Source organism: Actinomycetota bacterium (assembly GCA_036280995.1).
Taxonomy (GTDB): Bacteria; Actinomycetota; CALGFH01; order CALGFH01; family CALGFH01; genus CALGFH01.
The window spans coordinates 1-16,790 of sequence record DASUPQ010000690.1 but is presented as its reverse complement, the minus strand read 5'-3'; the positions used below and the strand labels follow the sequence as shown (position 1 = coordinate 16,790).

Genomic DNA, 16,790 nt, shown 5'->3' with positions numbered 1-16,790 from the left:
GCCCTCGCCCTGGCCACCGTCCCCGTCGGCCTCGCCCTCTCCGCCCTCGCCCAGCTGACCACCCTGGTCCTGGTCCTGGCCGCCGCCCTCACGCTGGAACGCCGGGCCGCCCGGCCATCCGACCGTCAGCCGCGCCGGTAGACGTCGGCCCGGTGGTCGATCACCAGGACCTCGACCCTCCGGCGCCGGTCGTCGATCCGGTACACGACCCGGTAATCGCTCCGGTGGGCGCTGTGCAGGCCTTCGAGCTCGAACCGCAATGGCCGTCCCACGCGGCCCGGGTTGGCGGCCAGTGGATCTCGAACGGTTCCCCGGAGCCGCCGGTCACCGCTCGATCTCGGCCAGCGCCTCCTGCTTCGACAGCCGGTGGTGCCCCGGCGGCCACGTCGGCGTCGGCCTCGCGGACCGCCGCCATCAGCTCGGGATCACTGAGGATGGCGAGCGTCTGCTCGAGCGACTCCCAAACCTGGCATCCTCCCGGGGATGACCCGGCTGCGGAGGGCGACCACGGCGGAGCTGGGCGCCGAGGAGCTGGCGGCGCTGCGGCGGCTGGTGTTCGAGGCGTTCGGGGGGCGGTTCGACGAGCACGACTGGGAGCACATGCTCGGGGGCGTGCACGTGCTGGCCGTCGAGGACGACGGGGTGGTGGCCCACGGGGCGGTGGTGGGACGGACCATGGTGGCCGGGGGGCGGGCGCTGTCGACCGGGTACGTGGAGGGGGTGGCGACCCGGGGGGACCGGCGGGGGCGGGGGCTGGGCACGCTGGTGATGGCGGAGGTGGGGCGGGTCGTCACCGAGGGCTACGAGCTGGGGGCGCTGGCCGACGGCACCGGGATCCCCGGGTTCTACCAGCGGCTGGGGTGGGAGACCTGGCAGGGGCCGACCTTCGTGGCGGGGCCGGAGGGGCCGGAGCGGACCGAGGGGGACGACGGCGGGGTGCTGGTGCTGCGCACCCCGGCCACCGGGACGCTCGACCTGACCGGCTCGATCGTCTGCGACTGGCGGGCCGGGGACGTCTGGTAGCGTCCAGGTGTGCGGTCGCGAGGAACCGGACGGACGAGGAGCAGCCTGGAGGGCCGAGCGTGCGCGTCGCCTTGTTCGTGACCTGCCTGGTCGATGGGCTGTTCCCCGACGTCGGCAGGGCCACGGTGGGGCTGCTGGAACGGCTCGGCTGCCAGGTCGAGGTGCCGCTCTCCCAGACCTGCTGCGGCCAGATGCACATCAACACCGGCTACCTGCGGGAGGCGGCGCCCCTGGTGCGCCGGCACGTGGCCGCCTTCGAGGGCTACGAGGCGGTGGTGGCGCCCAGCGGGTCCTGCGCCGGGTCGGTCCGCCACCAGCACGCCTGGGTGGCGGAAGAGGCCGGCGACCCCGGGCTGGCCGCGGCCGCCCGGGAGGCGGCGTCGCGGACCTACGAGCTGTCGGAGTTCCTGGTCGACGTGCTCGGGGTCACCGACGTCGGCGCCTACTACCCGCACCGGGTGACCTACCACCCGACCTGCCACAGCCTGCGGGTGCTGCGGGTCGGGGACCGGCCGCTGCGGCTGCTGCGCGAGGTCGACGGCATCGACCTGGTCGAGCTGCCCCAGGCCGAGTCGTGCTGCGGCTTCGGGGGTACGTTCGCGGTCAAGAACGCCGACACCTCGGCGGCCATGCTGGCCGACAAGATGCACCACGTGCTCTCGACCCGGGCCGAGGTCTGCTCGGCCTCGGACAGCTCCTGCCTGCTGCACATCGGCGGCGGGCTGTCGCGGCTGCGGGCCGGGGTGCGCACCGTCCACCTGGCCGAGATCCTGGCCTCGACCCGGACCGGGCAGCCGGAGGTGCCGCCGCGATGAGCGATCCCGTCTTCCTCGGCATGCCGACGGCCCCGGCGGGGGTGGGGCACCTGCGGGGGCGGCGGCCGTTCCCGGAGGCGGCCCGGGCGGCGCTGGGCGACGCCCAGCTGCGGCGCAACCTGGCCAAGGCCACGGGGACGATCAGGGCCAAGCGGGCCCAGGTGGTGGAGGAGCTGCCCGACTGGGCCGAGCTCCGGGCCGCCGGGGCGGCCATCAAGGACCAGGTCCTGGCCGGCCTCGACGGCTATCTGGTCCAGCTCGAGGAGCAGGTCACGGCCCGGGGCGGCACCGTCCACTGGGCGCGGGACGCCATCGAGGCCAACGCGGTCGTGACCGACCTGGTCCGGGCGGCCGGGGCCAGCGAGGTGGTCAAGGTCAAGTCGATGGCCACCCAGGAGATCGGGCTCAACGAGGCCCTGGCCGCCGCCGGCGTCGCCGCCTGGGAGACCGACCTGGCCGAGCTGATCGTCCAGCTCGGCCACGACAGCCCGAGCCACATCCTGGTCCCGGCGATCCACCGCAACCGGGCCGAGATCCGCGAGATCTTCCTGCGCGAGATGGCCGCGGTCGGCCTGCCCGCCCCGGCCGACCTCACCGACGAGCCGCGGGCTCTGGCCGAGGCGGCCCGCCTGCACCTGCGCCGCAAGTTCCTGGAGGCCGAGGTGGCCGTGTCGGGAGCCAACTTCGCCGTGGCCGAGACCGGCACCCTGGCCGTGGTCGAGTCCGAGGGCAACGGCCGCATGTGCCTGACCCTGCCCCGGGTGCTGATCACCGTCATGGGGATCGAGAAGCTGGTCCCGACCTGGCGCGACCTGGAGGTGTTCCTCCAGCTCCTGCCCCGCTCCTCCACCGGCGAGCGGATGAACCCCTACACCAGCATGTGGACCGGGGTCCACCCCGGCGACGGGCCGCGGGAGTTCCACCTGGTGCTGCTGGACAACGGGCGCACCGCCACCCTGGCCGACCCGCAGGGCCGGGCCGCCCTGCGCTGCATCCGCTGCTCGGCCTGCCTGAACGTCTGCCCGGTGTACGAACGCACGGGCGGCCACGCCTACGGGTCGGTCTACCCGGGCCCGATCGGGGCCGTGCTCTCGCCCCAGCTGACCGGGGTCGCCGACAACGCCTCGCTGCCGTACGCCTCGACCCTCTGCGGGGCCTGCTACGACGTCTGCCCGGTGGCCATCGACATCCCCCAGATGCTGGTCCACCTCCGCTCGCGGGTGGTGGAGGCCAAGCGCGAGGCGTCCAAGGTGCCGTCGGCCGAGCAGGCGGTGATGGCCTCGGCGGCCTGGATCATGGACAGCCCGGCCCGTTGGGCGGGCGCGCTGCGGGCGGCCAGGGCGGGCCGGCTGCTGGGCCGGCGGCGGCGCCGGATCAGCTCCCTGCCGCCGCCCCTGTCGGCCTGGACCGGCACCAGGGACGCCCCCCTGCCCCCGACCCAGCCCTTCCGCGACTGGTGGGCCAAGCGCCAGCGACAGGGCGGTAGGTCGTGAGCGCGAGGGACGAGGTCCTGGCCCGGGTCCGGGCCGCCGTGGCCGACGGGGCCGAGCCGACCCCGGCGGCCCGGACCTACCGGACCGCCGGCCACCCGTCCGAGCTGGCCGGCGAGGAGCTGCTGGAGCGGCTGGTCGACCGCCTGGTCGACTACCGGGCCCTGGTCAGGCGCAGCACCACCGCCATGGTCGCGACCACGGTGGTGGCCGCCCTGACCGAGCGCGGGGCGCGGCGGGTCGCGGTCCCCGACGGCATCCTCCCCGCCGGGCTCGGCCGCCTCGAGCCCGGCCTCGAGCTGGTCGGCGACGACCCGCCCCTCACCCCGGCCCAGCTCGACGGCCTCGACGGCGTGCTCACCGGCTGCGCCGTGGCCATCGCCGAGACGGGCACGATCGTGCTCGACGGCGGTGCCGGCCAGGGCCGCCGCGTCCTCAGCCTGGTCCCCGACTACCACCTGGTGGTGGTGACCGCCGCCCAGGTGGTGGCCGGCGTCCCCGAGGCGCTGGCCCGGCTCGACCCGGCCCGCCCCCAGACCTGGATCAGCGGCCCCAGCGCGACCAGCGACATCGAGCTCGACCGGGTCGAGGGCGTCCACGGCCCCCGGACCCTGGAGGTCATCCTCTGCTCGTGACCGGCTCCTGGCCGCCCGAGGGCGCGGGGCCGTCGTCGGGGACGACCTCGAACAGCTCCATCTTCTTGCCCTCGAACAGCCGGTACATGACCAGGCTCCAGAACAGCGGGCCGGTCGGCTTCAGCAGGCCCTTGGAGGCCGTCTTGCGCTCGGACGGGTCGAGGCGCCGGGCCCGGCCGTGGACGGTCTCGCCGGTGACCTTGCCGTTGATGGTGCAGGGGGCCAGGGTGACCCTGGACGTGGTGGCCAGCCGCTTCGCCTTGCCGCTGTCGCCGGCGGCGACGAAGTAGACCTTGCCCCCGGCCAGGGCGATGCTGAGCGGCGTGCCCACCGCCTCCCCGCCGTCCCGGTAGGTGGTCAGCAGGGCGGTCTTGGAGCCCTCGAGCGGGCCGAATCCCGCGGTGCTGTCGCTGGCGGCCATGGGCACCCCCGGTCAGGCGGTGTCGACGTCGAAGCAGATTATGCTCCCAGGAACCTCCCACGAAGGCCCAAGCCGCCGCCAAGGATCCCCCGCCGCCATGGCGACGTCGATCGAGCCGGACGCAGGGGAGAATGGCGGGACCTACCACCACCCCTGGTGCTTGGCCCACCGCAGCAGGACCCCCGAGATGGTGGCCATCACCAGCAGCACCACGGCCAGGTGCCAGAAGTCGGTGGCGTCGTTGGCGATGATGTTCATCCCGTAGACCGACGAGATGGCGGTGACCGGCAGGGTGACGGCGGCGATCACGGCCAGCCGCTCGGCCGCGATGGTCATCTTGGTGTTGGTCATCGCCTGGTGGAACTCGATCACCGCCTGGAGGAACTCGGCCTCCCCGTCGGCCATGGCCGTGATCCGCGCGAACTGGTCGGCGGTGTCGGCCACCAGCGGCTGGGCGTCGGCGGGGACGAACCGGGTCAGGGTGGCCAGGCGCCCGTAGATCTCGCGGCTGAGGGCGGCCATGGTCCGGATCGCGATCAGCCCGTGGCGGGCCCGGAACAGCTCCTCCAGGAACAGCTCCGGGTCCTCCTTCTCCTCGTCGATCACCCGCTGCTCCAGCAGCCCCACCTCGAGGGCGAGGATCCCCAGGAACTCCTCCTGGTGGCGGGTCATGGCCGAGACGATCGCGTGCGACAGCTCGAACGACCTCGTGGGACGGAAGCGCCCGGCCTCGATCCGCTTGAGGACGGCGCCGGTCTCGCGGAACTCGAGTCCCGCGAGGACCTCGGGGTCGAGCGGCCCGTGCACCGTGACCAGGTAGCCGGACCCGACGAACTGGTCGAGCTCCAGGTGGTGGACGTGGCCGCCCTTGCCCAGCTCGGGCGAGTGCAGGGCCGTGAACACGTGGTCGGGGTAGACATGCACCTTGGGCACGTGGTTGCGGTTCTCGCAGTCCTGGACGGCCAGGGGATGGAACCGGAACACCTCGGCCAGCACCCGGGTCGCCTCGGCGTCGACCCGCGGGATGTCGACCCACAGCAGCCCGGCCCGGCGCTCCAGCAGCTCCGGCAGGTCCTCGGGGCTGCGCCGCTCGACCCGGCCGTCGGTGATCAGGTGGACGTCCATCCAGGCGCTCCTCTCCTGGCCGCTCCAGGCCGGCGGCCGCCTCCGTATTGTCGCCGTCAGCGGCGGCGCACACGGCGCGCGTCCGGGCCCCGCTCCAGGTCGATCTCGCGCAGCAGCCGGTCGACGTTGGCCAGCAGGCTGCCCTGGATGTGCCACAGCTCCAGGTCGGTGCGGGCGTCGACCAGCATCAGCTCGGCCAGGACGTCGCGGTGGGTGCGGGCGATCTCCAGGGCGATGTGGAGGGGGACGGCCTCGCGCGGCGGCCCGGCGACCTCGGGGGCGACCAGCTGGCCGAAGGCGGCCACGCCCCCGCCCAGCTCGACCAGCAGCCGCCCAAGGGCGACCAGCAGCTCCGGCTCGGCCTGGCCGCTGGCCTCGACGGCCTCGGCCAGGTCGGCCAGGTCCAGGGTGATCCCCCTGACCTGGACGGCCGAGTGCTCCAGGGTGGCCAGGGCGGCCCGCAGGCTGGAGGCACCCTCGCGGACCCGGCGCTGGCGTGGGTTCAGCCGCAGGCTCTCCTCGCCCCGGGCCAGGGCGATCCGGGCCGCCCGAAGCGGCCGGTCCAGCTCGCGGGCCCGCTCCTCCCAGGTGCGGGCCTGCCCGCCCGACCAGCCCTCGGTCAGCTCCTCCCCCATCGACCTCAGCACCTCGGCCATCTCCGCGGCCAGCTCGCCGATGGCGTCGCCGGCCGGCTGGACGTACACCGGGGGCCGGAGCATGAGGCTGACGGCCACGCCGGTGACGGCGCCGATCAGCGTCTCCACCACCCGGCCGAGGGCGGCCGTGCCCGCCTGGCCGGTGACGGCCAGCACCAGCATGGCGCTGATCGGGACCTCCAGGGCGTGGTCGCCCAGCCGCAGGATCGTCCCGATGACCAGCGCGGCGAAGATGACGATGCCGAGGCTCCACCAGGTCAGCCCGACGAAGTTGGACAGCGCCACGGCCACCAGCACGCCGGCGACCACGCTGCCGACCCGCTCGATCCCGCTCTTGACCGTCTCGAAGATGGTGAGCTGGGCCACCAGCAGGGCCGTCAGCGGGGCGAGCAGGGGCGGGACCTCGTCACCGAGCAGGGCCACGGCCAGCAGGTAGGCCAGCACCGCGGCCAGGGTCGTCTTGACCGTCCGCCAGCCCGGCGGGTCGCCGCGCCCGCGGTACCTGGCCCGGAGGGTGCGGATCGTCTGGCGCAGCCGCTTCACGCCCCGCCGCGCCCCCCGGATCCCCCGGGCCCCCCGGCGGCCAGCCGGGCGGCCAGCGCCTCCGGCGAGGTCAGGTCCTGGACGGCCAGCCGCTCGAACAGCGCCAGGCCGCGCTCCCGGAAGGCCGTGCGCTGCCCGGGCTCGCCGTGCCGGCCAAGGGTGTCCAGGGCCAGGGCCTGGTCGTAGCGCATGCCGAGCCGCTCGGCGGCGGCCAGGGCGGCCCGCCAGTCGCGCCTGGCCGCCGCCGGCCGCCCGGCCGTCCAGGCGAGCAGGCCCCGGTAGAGCCGGTGGCGCGGCTCGCCGATCGGGAACACGCGTGCGTAGCGGCCGAGGTGGCCGACGGCCTCGGTGGCCATGGCCCGCCAGGGCCCGGCGTCGCCGTCGCCGCCGTCGCCGCGCCGGTCCAGCCACAGGGCCGTCGCCACCTCGGCCGTCATGGCGTACAGGTCGAACCAGTAGCACTTGACCACGGGCCGGGCGGCCTGCTCGAGGGCCCGCCGCAGGGCCTCGACGGCCCTGGCCCGGTCCCCGAGCAGGAGGGCGTGGAGGGCCTCGGGCGCGGGCGTGGTCCGCCGCCGCAGGGCGGCCGCGGCCTCCTCCAGGTCGCCGGTGCGCAGCCCGACGACGGCGTGGCCGGCCACCGCCCAGGACCGCACCTGGGCGTCGCCGCTCTGCCGGCCGAGCCGGTCCATCGCCGCCAGGACCGGCCGCACCGCCGGCAGCTCGCCCTGGAAGTACCGCTCCCAGATCCGCAGGCCGGTGATCTCGGCCAGCCGCCGCGGGTCGCCGAGCCGGCGCAGGATCGCGTCCGCCTCCTCCAGGTGCTCGCGCACCTCCGCCCAGCGGCCGACCCCGATCCCGTACAGCGCGGCCGCCTGGAGCACCCAGGACCGCGCCGAGGGGTCTCCGGCCTCGTCCACGGCGGCGAAGGCGCGGCGCAGGTAGGCCTCGGCCAGCCGGTGGCGGGCCAGCAGGCCGGCCGCGACCGAGCAGGCGGCGGCCATCCGGGCCTCGGCCGAGCGCGACCCGGCCTCCTCGGCCAGGTTCAGGCCCTTGACCGCCTGGTGCAGCGCCTGGACCCGCCGGCTGGCGTGGTAATCGACCAGGAACAGGCGCTCGTAGACCTCGGCCGCCTCCTCGAGGGCGGCCCTGGCCTCCGGGGAGCTGGCGACCAGCGGGCGGGGCCAGACCCGGTTGCGGACCTGCTGGCCGGCCTGCCAGGCCAGCTTGCCGGGGAGCCGGCGGCCGCTGGCCGGGGTCCGGCGGCCGAGCAGGGCCAGGGCGGCGTGCAGGTGCTCCTGCTCGGGGGCGAGCTGGCCGAGGCCCAGGTAGGCGTCGCCGAGCTGGTGCTCCCAGCGGGCCCGCCGGATCACCGGGGCGTCCGGGGTCCCGTGGCGGCGCCCGGCGTCTGGCGGGCCGGCCGGGGCGTCGAGCTCCAGCAGGGCGGTGAAGAACCGGACGGCCTCGGCGTAGGCGCCCTCCCGGAGGGCCTCGGCGCCGGCCCGCTCCAGGTAGTGGGTCGCCTTGTGGGGCACCTCGGCCAGGCGCCAGTGGTGGGCGAGCACGGCCAGGTCGCCGCCGCCCGACCGCTCGTACCACTCGGCCACCGCCTGGTGCAGCCGCCGCCGCTGCGACAGCAGCATCAGGTTGTAGGCCGCCTCCTGGGTGATCACGTGCTTGAACAGGTACTGGAGGTCGGGCTCGGGGGACTCGAGCACGGTCAGGTTGGCCCGCTCGATCTCGGACAGGTCGGCCATGAGGGTGCGGGCGACGGCGTCGCGCAGCGGGTGGACGTCGCGCAGGATGACCACGGCGAAGACCCGCCCGATGACGCTGGCCACCTTGACGGTGAGCTGCTGGGTGGGGGTGAGCCGGTCGATCCGGCTGGTGATCGCCCCGTGGACGGTCTGGGGCATGCGCCGAGCGAGCACGTCGGGGACCTCGGAGGCCAGCTCGACGGCGCCGCCGGCCACCCGGACCAGGCCGGCGTCGCGGAGCGCGATGGTCAGCTCCTCGGTGAACAGCGGGTTGCCCTCGGCCTTGCTGTCGATGAGACGAGTCAGGGCCTCGGGGACGGTGGCGACGCCCAGGCGCTGGCGGACCAGGGCCCGGACCGCGTACGCGGGCAGCCGGTCCAGCACCAGCCGCTCGACCTCGGGCGCCCGCAGCAGCCGCCGGTAGGCGCCCCAGGTGAGCTCGTCGGCCAGTGTCCCGCCCTCGCCCTGGGAGCGGGTGGCCACGACCAGCAGCAGCGGCATCCGCTCCCGGCTGAGGGCCAGCACCAGTCCGGTCGAGGCCGAGTCGAGCCAGTGGGCGTCCTCGATGACCAGCACGGTCGGGGTGCCGGCGGTCAGCGTCCGCAGCAGCCGCACCAGCAGGTCCCGGGCGCGGTCGGCACGGCCCTGCCCGCTCAGCTCGGCGCTGGCCGCGGTCTCGGGCAGCTCAAGGGCCAGCACCGGGTTGAGCAGCGGGGCCAGGTCGCGGACCTCGGGGTCGGGGCCGAGCAGCTCCAGCACCAGGCGCAGGCGGGCTGCCCGGTCGGCGCCGTCGAAGGCGGGCAGGCGGCCGAACAGCTCCCGCCAGGGGTGCCAGGGGGTGTTGCGCTCGACCGCGTCGCCGGCGCCGGCCAGCACGGGCACCCCGGCCGCCGTGGCCTGGTCGACCAGCTCGGCCACCAGGCGCGACTTGCCGGCCCCGGCCTCGCCCTCCACGACCAGCACCTGGACCCGCGCCGGGCGGCCGTCGCCGGCCGCCGCCGTCAGCCGGCCCAGCGCGCCGGCCAGCCGCTCCCGTTCGGCCTCCCGACCGACCAGCGGGACCCTGGCCACCGGCGCCGGCCCCCGGCCGCGCCGCCCGCCCTGCGGCCGCCCGGGCCGGTACACCGGCACCGTGCCGGCGCGGCCCTTGACCCGCACGGGCGGTAGCGCCTCGAAGGCCAGGGCGGCGCGGGCCGCCTCGGCGGTGGCGGCGTCGCAGAGCACGCCGTCGCCGGCCTCCTGCATCAGCCGGGCGGCCAGGTTCACCGGAGCGCCCAGCATGGTGTACTCGCGCCGCCAGCGGCTGCCGACGGTCCCGCAGAAGGCCTGGCCGGTGGTGACCCCGACCGCGGCCCGGCGCCCCAGGCGGGCCAGGGCCTCGCGGATGGCCAGGGCGGCCTGGACGCCCCGGGCCGGGTCGTCCTCGTGGGTCAGGGGCGGCAGCCCCAGGGCCGCCACCAGGCTGGTGCCCTTCTCGTCGATGCTGAGCTTGTTGATGCTGCCCTCGTAGCGGTAGAGGGCGCCCTGGAGGGCCAGCATCACCTCCTGGGCCTCGTCCAGGCCGGCCCGGTGGTCCAGGTCGGGCAGGTTGGCGAACAGGACGGTGAGCTGGCGCAGCTCGGCCAGCCACTCCTCGTGCCCGGCGACCATCGAGGCCAGCATCGCCCTTGGCAGGTAGGGGGCGACCAGGGCCGCGCCGGCCGCCGGGACCACCAGGGGGGCCGGTGGCGGCGCCTGGCCGGCGGCTCGCTCCACCAGCTCGAGGGCCTCCCGGGAGAGGACCACCTGCCCGGGCCGGGCCTGCGCGGCCGCCCCGGTCGTCTGCGGCACCGCCGTCCCAGCGACCAGCAGCTCGCGCCGGTCGCGGACCCCGCCGACGTCCAGCACCACCACCTCGCCGGCCCCGACCCCGATCCGCAGGGCCAGGGGCAGCCGCTGGGCCTCGGCGAAGCGGCCCAGCGCCGCCTGCATCGCCTCGGCGCACCCGGCGGCCGTCGCCGTCGCCCCGGCCAGGCCCCGCTCCCCCAGGTCGCCGGCCGGCGCCGGCCAGCAGGCCAGCAGCGCGTCCCCGGCGAACTTGAGCACGTCCCCGCCGGTCCCGGCGACCAGCTCCAGCAGCGGCTGGAAGACCCCGTCGAGCAGCCCCCGCAGCTCCTCGGCCCCGCCCGGCCCCCGCTCGGCCAGCCGCTCGGTGATGGCCGTGAACCCGGAGATGTCGGCCAGCAGCAGCGCCGCCACCATCCGGTCGGCGTGCGGCAGCCCCGCCTCCTCCGGCGCCTCCACCAGCCTCCGCACCAGCCGACCTGGCAGGAAGCTGGCCAGCGCCTCAGCGTCATGGGCCACGGCGATCAGCTCCCCCTCCAGCCGGCGACCCACGGCCGGCCACCCGGCTCCAAGGATATGGGAGCGGCCGGGCCGGCGGTTACCCGGCCGGCTGGAGCACGACCTCGAAGTGGGCGTGGCGGAAGGGCGGGTCGACCCCGTAGCGGGCCGCCTCGGCGGGGTCGTCGACCTCGGTGAAGTCCCTGACCAGGCTCTGCTTGACGGCGAACACGGCGTCGGAGTCCAGGTACGGGCTGCCGGCGACGAACACGTGGGTGGTGACCGGGACGTGGCCGCCGGCGGCGACGATGAAGTGGATGTGGGCGGGGCGGAAGGGGTGGCGGCCGGTCGCGGTCAGGAGGCGGCCGACGGGGCCGTCGGTGGGGATCGGGTAGGCGCTGGGGGTGACCGTCCGGAACCAGAAGCGGCCGTCGCCGTCGCAGGTGAACAGGCCCCGGCCGTTGCCCGGCGGCTGGGTTCCCGGCTGCTGCACGTCGTAGAAGCCGTGGTCGTCGGCCTGCCAGACGTCGACCTGGGCGCCGGCCAGCGGGGCGCCGTCCAGGGAGACGACCCGGCCGGTGACCACGCAGGGCTGGCCGGTGGCGACCAGGTCGATGCTGTCGCCCAGCTCCCGCGGGGGCGAGGAGACCATGTGGAACGGCCCCAGCACGGTCGACTCGGTCGCCTCCGACGCCTTGCGGTGGTTGATGGCGTCGACCAGCATGGTCACGCCGAGCACGTCCGACAGCAGGATGAACTCCTGGCGCGTGTCGTCGCAGCGCTGCCCGGTGGCGGTCAGGAACCCGATCGCCCGCTCCCACTCCTCGAAGGTCGGCTCGACCTCGCGCACGAACCCGTGCAGGTGCCGGACCAGGCTGCCGAGGAGCTCCCGGAGCCGCGGGTCGGGCGTGCCGGCGAAGCTCGCCTCCACCGCCCCGGTGGCCGTGTCCTCGGTGAAGTCCATGGCCGCCGCCTCAGCCGATCAGCGGCAGCCTCGGATCGGGGTGCTCCGGCCCCCGGCCCGAGGCCGCCCGCACCCAGGCCAGGTCGTCGCCCAGGTCCGGCGGCCGCCCGGCCACGGTCTTGCGGGCCAGCAGCTCGTCCAGGATGGCCGCGGTCACCGCGACCCCCTCGGGGGTCGCCATGGGCTCGCGCCCGAGGGCGTCGGTGAGGTCGAGGCCGTGCACCACCGCCTCCACCACCCGGCTGGCCACGAACTCGTCCAGCCGCATGAGGGCGTAGTAGCCGGGGCCGACCGTGTCCGGGGGCAGCGACCGCGCCCCCTCGATCGTCTTGGCGAAGGTGGCGGCCAGGACGTCGGGCATCTGCGCCGGGGTCTTCCCCTCGACCATGGTGTAGGCGTAGTCGTAGACGACCGGCGCGACCTCCGAGCGGGGGAAGATGAAGAAGCTCACCCGGTCGCGGCCCACCTGCCCGTCCTGGGGCTCGGCCACCAGCATCACGGTCAGCCCGATCGAGATGTCGAAGTGCCCGGCCAGCTCGAACAGCGTCCAGTGGGGCTTGGTCTCGTCGAGCGGCCGGAGCTTGGTCGGGGTGGCCCACTCGGCGTCGCCGAGGCCCCGGAAGGCCTGCTCGACCTGGCCGAGCTCCACCTCGAGGGTGCGGACGGTGTCCTCGTACGAGCCCATGGGCGCCTCCTATGGCGGGTCCAGCTGCAGGCGGCCGGCGGAGCGCCGGCTGAGGTCGCGGGCGAGCTGGGAGCGGGTGACGAAGCCGAAGGTCGAGGATGCATCGCTGGCGAGGCGCTCGGGGGAGAGGTCGGAGACGAACCGCTCGCTGATGCAGCCGCCCTCGAAGGTGTAGACGCGGGTGACCCGCGTGGGGCTGGCCGAGCGGTCGATCCGGATGTACCGCCTGGCCGCCGGCTGCTCGGAGCTGATCTCGGTCGCCCCGGCCAGGTCGCAGGAGGGCAGCAGGTCGACGGTGACCGCCGCCTCCTGGAACGGCTGGACGATGTCGAAGACGATGCTGGCGAACCCCGCGCCCGCCTTGACGTCGTTGAGGGACCAGCCGGCCGGGTCGAGCTGGACGCAGGGGACGGCGGCGGCCGTCGGCACCGCCTGGGCCATCAGCCACAGCGCCTCCTGGTCGGAGCAGCGGATGTCGCTGGTGTAGAGCGAGGTGTTGGCCCGGTCGGTCTGCACCGCCCAGGAGACGAACAGGGGCACGACGATCAGCAGGACCAGCAGGACCAGCAGGGCGAGCCCGAAGCGTCGCAGGCTGAAGCGCTGGTTGGAGATGGGGGCGGGCCGCTCGGGCAGCAGGTCGAGGAACTCGGCGTGGAGGTCGCGGCCCTGGGCCCGCAGCAGGTGGCGCAGCTGGGAGGGCATGGCCAGGCCCCGGGTGGCGGCGAACGCCTCGGTGATCTCCTCGACCGAGAACTGCCGCTGGGCCCGCTGGTAGACCAGCTCCGGGCTCGAGCGCAGGGCCAGGCACAGCATCATGTTGGCCAGGTCGACGGCCTGGCGCCAGGGGCTGGGCCGGGCCTCCATGAAGGCCAGGTCGATCAGGTGCATGCGGCCGTCGCGGACCAGCAGGTTGGCCGGCTTGATGTCGCGGTGGGCCAGCCCGGCGTCCCACAGCTTGCGGATGATGCCCAGGCCGTCGTCGATCACACCCGCGTCGATCTCGGCCTCGCCCAGCTCCACCGCCCCGTCGAAGAACTCAAACACCAGCAGGTACTCGCGGTCGGGGGTGAGCTCGACGAACCCGTAGGGGCGGGGCGTCGGCAGGCCGACCTGGTGGAGCTTGTGCAGGGCGTAGTCCTCCTGTTGAACGAGCCGGCGGACGGTGTGGAACGGCTTCTCGTCCTCCAGGCGCCCGTACAGCAGCTCCCGGCCGAGCTTGTACCAGCGGTCCGAGCGCAGGTGGCTGCGGGCGTACAGCTTGCCGAACAGGACCGTCGGAGGGTCGCCCGCGACGGTGATCCGCAGCGGGGTCGAGCCGGCCGAGCCGGACAGGCCGAACGGCTTGACGTCCTCGATCTCCAGGCCCAGCTGGTCGGCCAGGGCCCGCCGGATGGCCTGGCCGCGCTCCCCGCCGACGTCCAGGTGGGCGGTGCGGCCCCGCCGGTAGCTGACCGGGAAGACCTCGTTGGGGGTGAACCAGCGGTAGGCGAGCAGCGGGATGGTGACGCCGATGGCCGCCCCGACGAGCACGTCGCTGGGGGTGTCGACCCCCAGGTACATGCGGGCCAGGGCGAGCAGGGTGACCAGCCCGGTGGCGGCCCACTTGCCCGCCTGCCGCCAGCGGCCCTTGGGGACCAGGCTGTACAGCATCGTGACCAGGATGGCGGAGAGGAAGGCGACCGGCCGCGACGGCATCGCCCAGCCGGCCCAGGCCCCCTCGATCTCCACCCCGAACGGCCGCGGCCGCCGCACCGCCGCCGACAGCCCGACCAGGACCAGGCCCACCACCTGGAAGGAGATCAGCCCGACGATCAGGTGGCGGAAGCGCTTGTAGACGATCAGCACGATCATGGTCGACCAGGCCAGCGCCTTGATCGTCCACAGGGACCCGAGCAGCCCGCTCAGTCCTCGCATGAGGCTGGTCAGCCCGGGGGTGCGCAGGTTGGCCAGCGCCTCCACCACCCGGTTGTCGATCACCGTGAGGGAGATGCCGCGGCCGTAGCGGCCGGCGGTGAACAGCAGCAACGTGAGGGTGATCAGCCCGACGGCCACGATCATCCAGCCGAAGCCGGTGACCTCCAGGTGGCGCGGAAGCGGCGGCGGCTCCCCGGTCGGCCGCCGCCGGCGCCGGGCCCGCCGGCTGCCCGGCGGGGCCGCGTCACGGGCGGTCCCGATGGCGTGGTCTGGGCTGCTGTCCATGAACGGAGTATGGCAAACCTTCGGTGCCCGCTCAGTAGTCCCAGGCGGCGTACTCGGGGACGCGGGCCTTCATGTCGTCGAACAGCAGCACCATGCGGTCGATGAACCAGGCCTTGGCCGCCTGGGTGACGAGCAGCCCCGCGACCACGGCCAGCAGGTCCAGCTCGACCAGCCCGTACACCATGATGGCCAGGCCGGCCAGCTGGAAGGCGTAGGTCGCATACGTCACCCCCGAGCCCCGGAACTGGGGCGGGAGCTCGACCTTGCCCCGGTCGCTCCAGATGCGCTCGCCGAGCACGCCCTTGGAGGCCCAGTTGCGGGTCGAGCGGGCCGGGGGGAACAGCAGCGGGTTGACCATCATGAACACCAGGGCCAGGGCGACCGCGGCCAGCGACCACCAGCCGATCCACTCCCGGCTCCAGATGGCCAGGGCCAGCAGCGGCAGGACGGCGAACCGGGTCCAGACGCTCACCGGGTTGGCGTGGCGCATCCAGCCGTCGCCCTCGAGGCCGAACAGCTTGGCGACCGAGACGCTCATCGGGGACCTCCTGCGTGGGGCGTGCCTCGCCCCCAGCATCCGCCGCCGCCCGGCCCCGTCGTATCGGTAGGGTCACCGGTCGAGCTGGAGCCGGATCAGCTCGGCCCGGGAGGAGACCCCGAGCTTCACGAAGACGTTGCGCAGGTGGTAGTCGATGGTGCGGCGGCTGAGGAACAGCTGGGCGCCGATCTCGCGGTTGGTCCCGCCCTCCCCCACCAGGCGGACGATCTGCAGCTCCTGGGGAGTGAGCTGGCGCAGCGTGCTGGGGTCGCGCCGGCGGGCGGTCTCGCCGGTGGCCCGCAGCTCGGCGGTGGCCCGCTCGGCCCAGGGGGCCGCCCCCATCCGCTGGAAGGTCTCGAGGGCGCCGCGGAGGTGGGTGCGGGCCTCGCCCCGCCGCCGGTCCCGGCGAAGCGTCTCCCCGTAGGCCAGCTCGGTCCGGGCCTGGTCGAACGGATGGCCGTAACCGTCGTGCAGCGCCAGCGCCGCCTCGAAGTGGGCCGGGGCCGCCTCGTCGGGGCCCAGCAGGCCGCGGCAGCGGGCGAGCTGGGCCTGGACCTCCGAGGTGCCGGCCAGGGTGGCGAGCTGCTCGAAGGCGGCCAGGGGAGCGGCGGCCGCGTCCGGCCGGCCGGCCCGGACGGCCGCCTCGACCAGGTCGGGGACGGTGTAGACGGCGAAGAAGGGGCTGCCCGCGCCCGGGGCGGCGGCCAGCAGCCGCTGCAGCCGGGCCAGGGCCTCGGCCGGCTGGCCCAGCCCCAGGTCGAGCAGGGCCAGAGCGTAGCCGGCCAGGGTGGCGGGCAGCCCCAGGCCGCGGGCGGCGGCCCGGTCGAGGGCCTCGGCGGCGTGGCCGCGGCAGGCGTCCTCGTCGCCCCGCAGGGCGGCCACGTGGGCCAGGGTGGTCAGGTGGCGGCAGGCGCTGGTGTCGTTGCCGGTCTCGCGGGCCAGGCGCAGCCCCTCGCCGGCGCTGGCGGCGGCGGCGTCCAGCCGGCCGCCGGTGAGCTCGACCGGAGCCAGGAACTCCAGCGCCTGCGGGAGCAGCCCGACGGCGCCGTCCTGCCTGGTCCGGGCCACCGCCCGGGCGTACAGGCCGCTGCCGGTCGCGCTCTCGCCGACGAAGAACGCGGCCACCCCGGCCCACATCAGCAGCCGCGGGTGCTCCATGGTGCCGGCCAGGGCCATGGCCCGGCGCAGCAGCGGCGCCCCGCCCGGCCCGTCGCCCTCGGCGACCCGGCCCATGCCCTGGAGCAGGTCGCTGAGGAACTCGCCCACCTTGTCGGTCACGGGCAGGGCGGCGGCCCGCCGGCCGAGCTCGGCGGTCGGGGTCACGTCACCGGCGTAGCTGGAGATCTCGCTCGCCTCCACCAGCATCTGCAGGGCCTGGCTGGGGTCGACGGGCGCGGCCAGCTCCGACCCGGCGACCAGCATGGCCGCGGCCTCCAGGGCGACGCCCCGGCTGGCCTCGATCGACCCGCGCAGGTGGGCGACGCCTGCCCGGCTCTTTAGGTCCGTGGCCAGCGGTCCGGCCCGCTCGAGCAGGGCGGTGGCCCGGTCGCCCAGGCCGGCCAGCCAGGCCGCGTTCGCGGCCGCGGCCAGCCGGCGGCCCCGCTCGTTGTCGTCGCC

13 protein-coding genes and 1 pseudogene are annotated in these 16,790 nt (G+C 75.3%); 4 read left to right on the top strand and 10 right to left on the bottom strand.

Going from position 1 to position 16,790, the window contains the following annotated elements; all coding sequences use genetic code 11:
• Positions 1-125: 125 nt before the first annotated feature.
• Positions 126-296 (bottom strand): annotated as a pseudogene (locus tag VF468_23400) (type II toxin-antitoxin system RelE/ParE family toxin).
• A gap of 187 nt (positions 297-483) precedes the next feature.
• On the opposite strand from VF468_23400, the gene VF468_23395 reads away from it, so the two are divergent.
• From VF468_23395 to VF468_23380, 4 genes are read left to right on the top strand one after another with little or no spacing between them, the layout of a single operon-like run.
• Positions 484-1,023, top strand: a complete 540-nt coding sequence (locus VF468_23395) for a GNAT family N-acetyltransferase (GenBank protein ID HEX5881236.1) — start codon at positions 484-486, stop codon at positions 1,021-1,023.
• A gap of 59 nt (positions 1,024-1,082) precedes the next feature.
• Complete coding sequence (locus VF468_23390) at positions 1,083-1,838, top strand: (Fe-S)-binding protein (protein HEX5881235.1); 756 nt, start codon at positions 1,083-1,085, stop codon at positions 1,836-1,838.
• Positions 1,835-3,331, top strand: a complete 1,497-nt coding sequence (locus VF468_23385; GenBank protein ID HEX5881234.1) for a LutB/LldF family L-lactate oxidation iron-sulfur protein — start codon at positions 1,835-1,837, stop codon at positions 3,329-3,331. The genes VF468_23390 and VF468_23385 overlap by 4 nt, the downstream gene beginning before the upstream one ends.
• Positions 3,328-3,963, top strand: a complete 636-nt coding sequence (locus VF468_23380; protein ID HEX5881233.1) for an LUD domain-containing protein — start codon at positions 3,328-3,330, stop codon at positions 3,961-3,963. The genes VF468_23385 and VF468_23380 overlap by 4 nt, the downstream gene beginning before the upstream one ends.
• On the opposite strand, the gene VF468_23375 is transcribed toward VF468_23380, so the two are convergent.
• From VF468_23375 to VF468_23335, 9 genes are all read right to left on the bottom strand, one after another.
• Complete coding sequence (locus VF468_23375) at positions 3,947-4,384, bottom strand: PPOX class F420-dependent oxidoreductase (protein ID HEX5881232.1); 438 nt, start codon at positions 4,382-4,384, stop codon at positions 3,947-3,949. The genes VF468_23380 and VF468_23375 overlap by 17 nt on opposite strands.
• Before the next feature lie 141 nt (positions 4,385-4,525).
• Positions 4,526-5,509, bottom strand: coding sequence for a magnesium transporter CorA family protein (locus VF468_23370; protein HEX5881231.1), 984 nt, complete (start codon positions 5,507-5,509; stop codon positions 4,526-4,528).
• A gap of 56 nt (positions 5,510-5,565) precedes the next feature.
• Positions 5,566-6,708 carry an aromatic acid exporter family protein gene (locus VF468_23365; protein ID HEX5881230.1) on the bottom strand — a complete coding sequence of 381 codons (1,143 nt, stop codon included), beginning with the start codon at positions 6,706-6,708 and terminating at the stop codon, positions 5,566-5,568.
• On the bottom strand, positions 6,705-10,841 hold the full coding sequence (locus tag VF468_23360; protein HEX5881229.1) for an AAA family ATPase: 4,137 nt from the start codon (positions 10,839-10,841) through the stop codon (positions 6,705-6,707). Before VF468_23360 ends, VF468_23365 begins: the two co-directional genes overlap by 4 nt.
• A 46-nt stretch (positions 10,842-10,887) precedes the next feature.
• Positions 10,888-11,751, bottom strand: coding sequence for an intradiol ring-cleavage dioxygenase (locus tag VF468_23355; GenBank protein HEX5881228.1), 864 nt, complete (start codon positions 11,749-11,751; stop codon positions 10,888-10,890).
• A gap of 10 nt (positions 11,752-11,761) precedes the next feature.
• Positions 11,762-12,436, bottom strand: a complete 675-nt coding sequence (locus VF468_23350; protein ID HEX5881227.1) for a maleylpyruvate isomerase N-terminal domain-containing protein — start codon at positions 12,434-12,436, stop codon at positions 11,762-11,764.
• Between the two features lie 9 nt (positions 12,437-12,445).
• Entirely contained in the window at positions 12,446-14,635 is a 2,190-nt protein-coding gene (locus VF468_23345; protein ID HEX5881226.1) for a phosphatase PAP2 family protein, read from the bottom strand.
• A gap of 31 nt (positions 14,636-14,666) precedes the next feature.
• On the bottom strand, positions 14,667-15,173 hold the full coding sequence (locus VF468_23340; GenBank protein ID HEX5881225.1) for a DUF6653 family protein: 507 nt from the start codon (positions 15,171-15,173) through the stop codon (positions 14,667-14,669).
• A gap of 72 nt (positions 15,174-15,245) precedes the next feature.
• Positions 15,246-16,790 (bottom strand): LuxR C-terminal-related transcriptional regulator (locus VF468_23335; protein ID HEX5881224.1); only part of this gene is annotated, 1,545 nt, incomplete at its 5' end.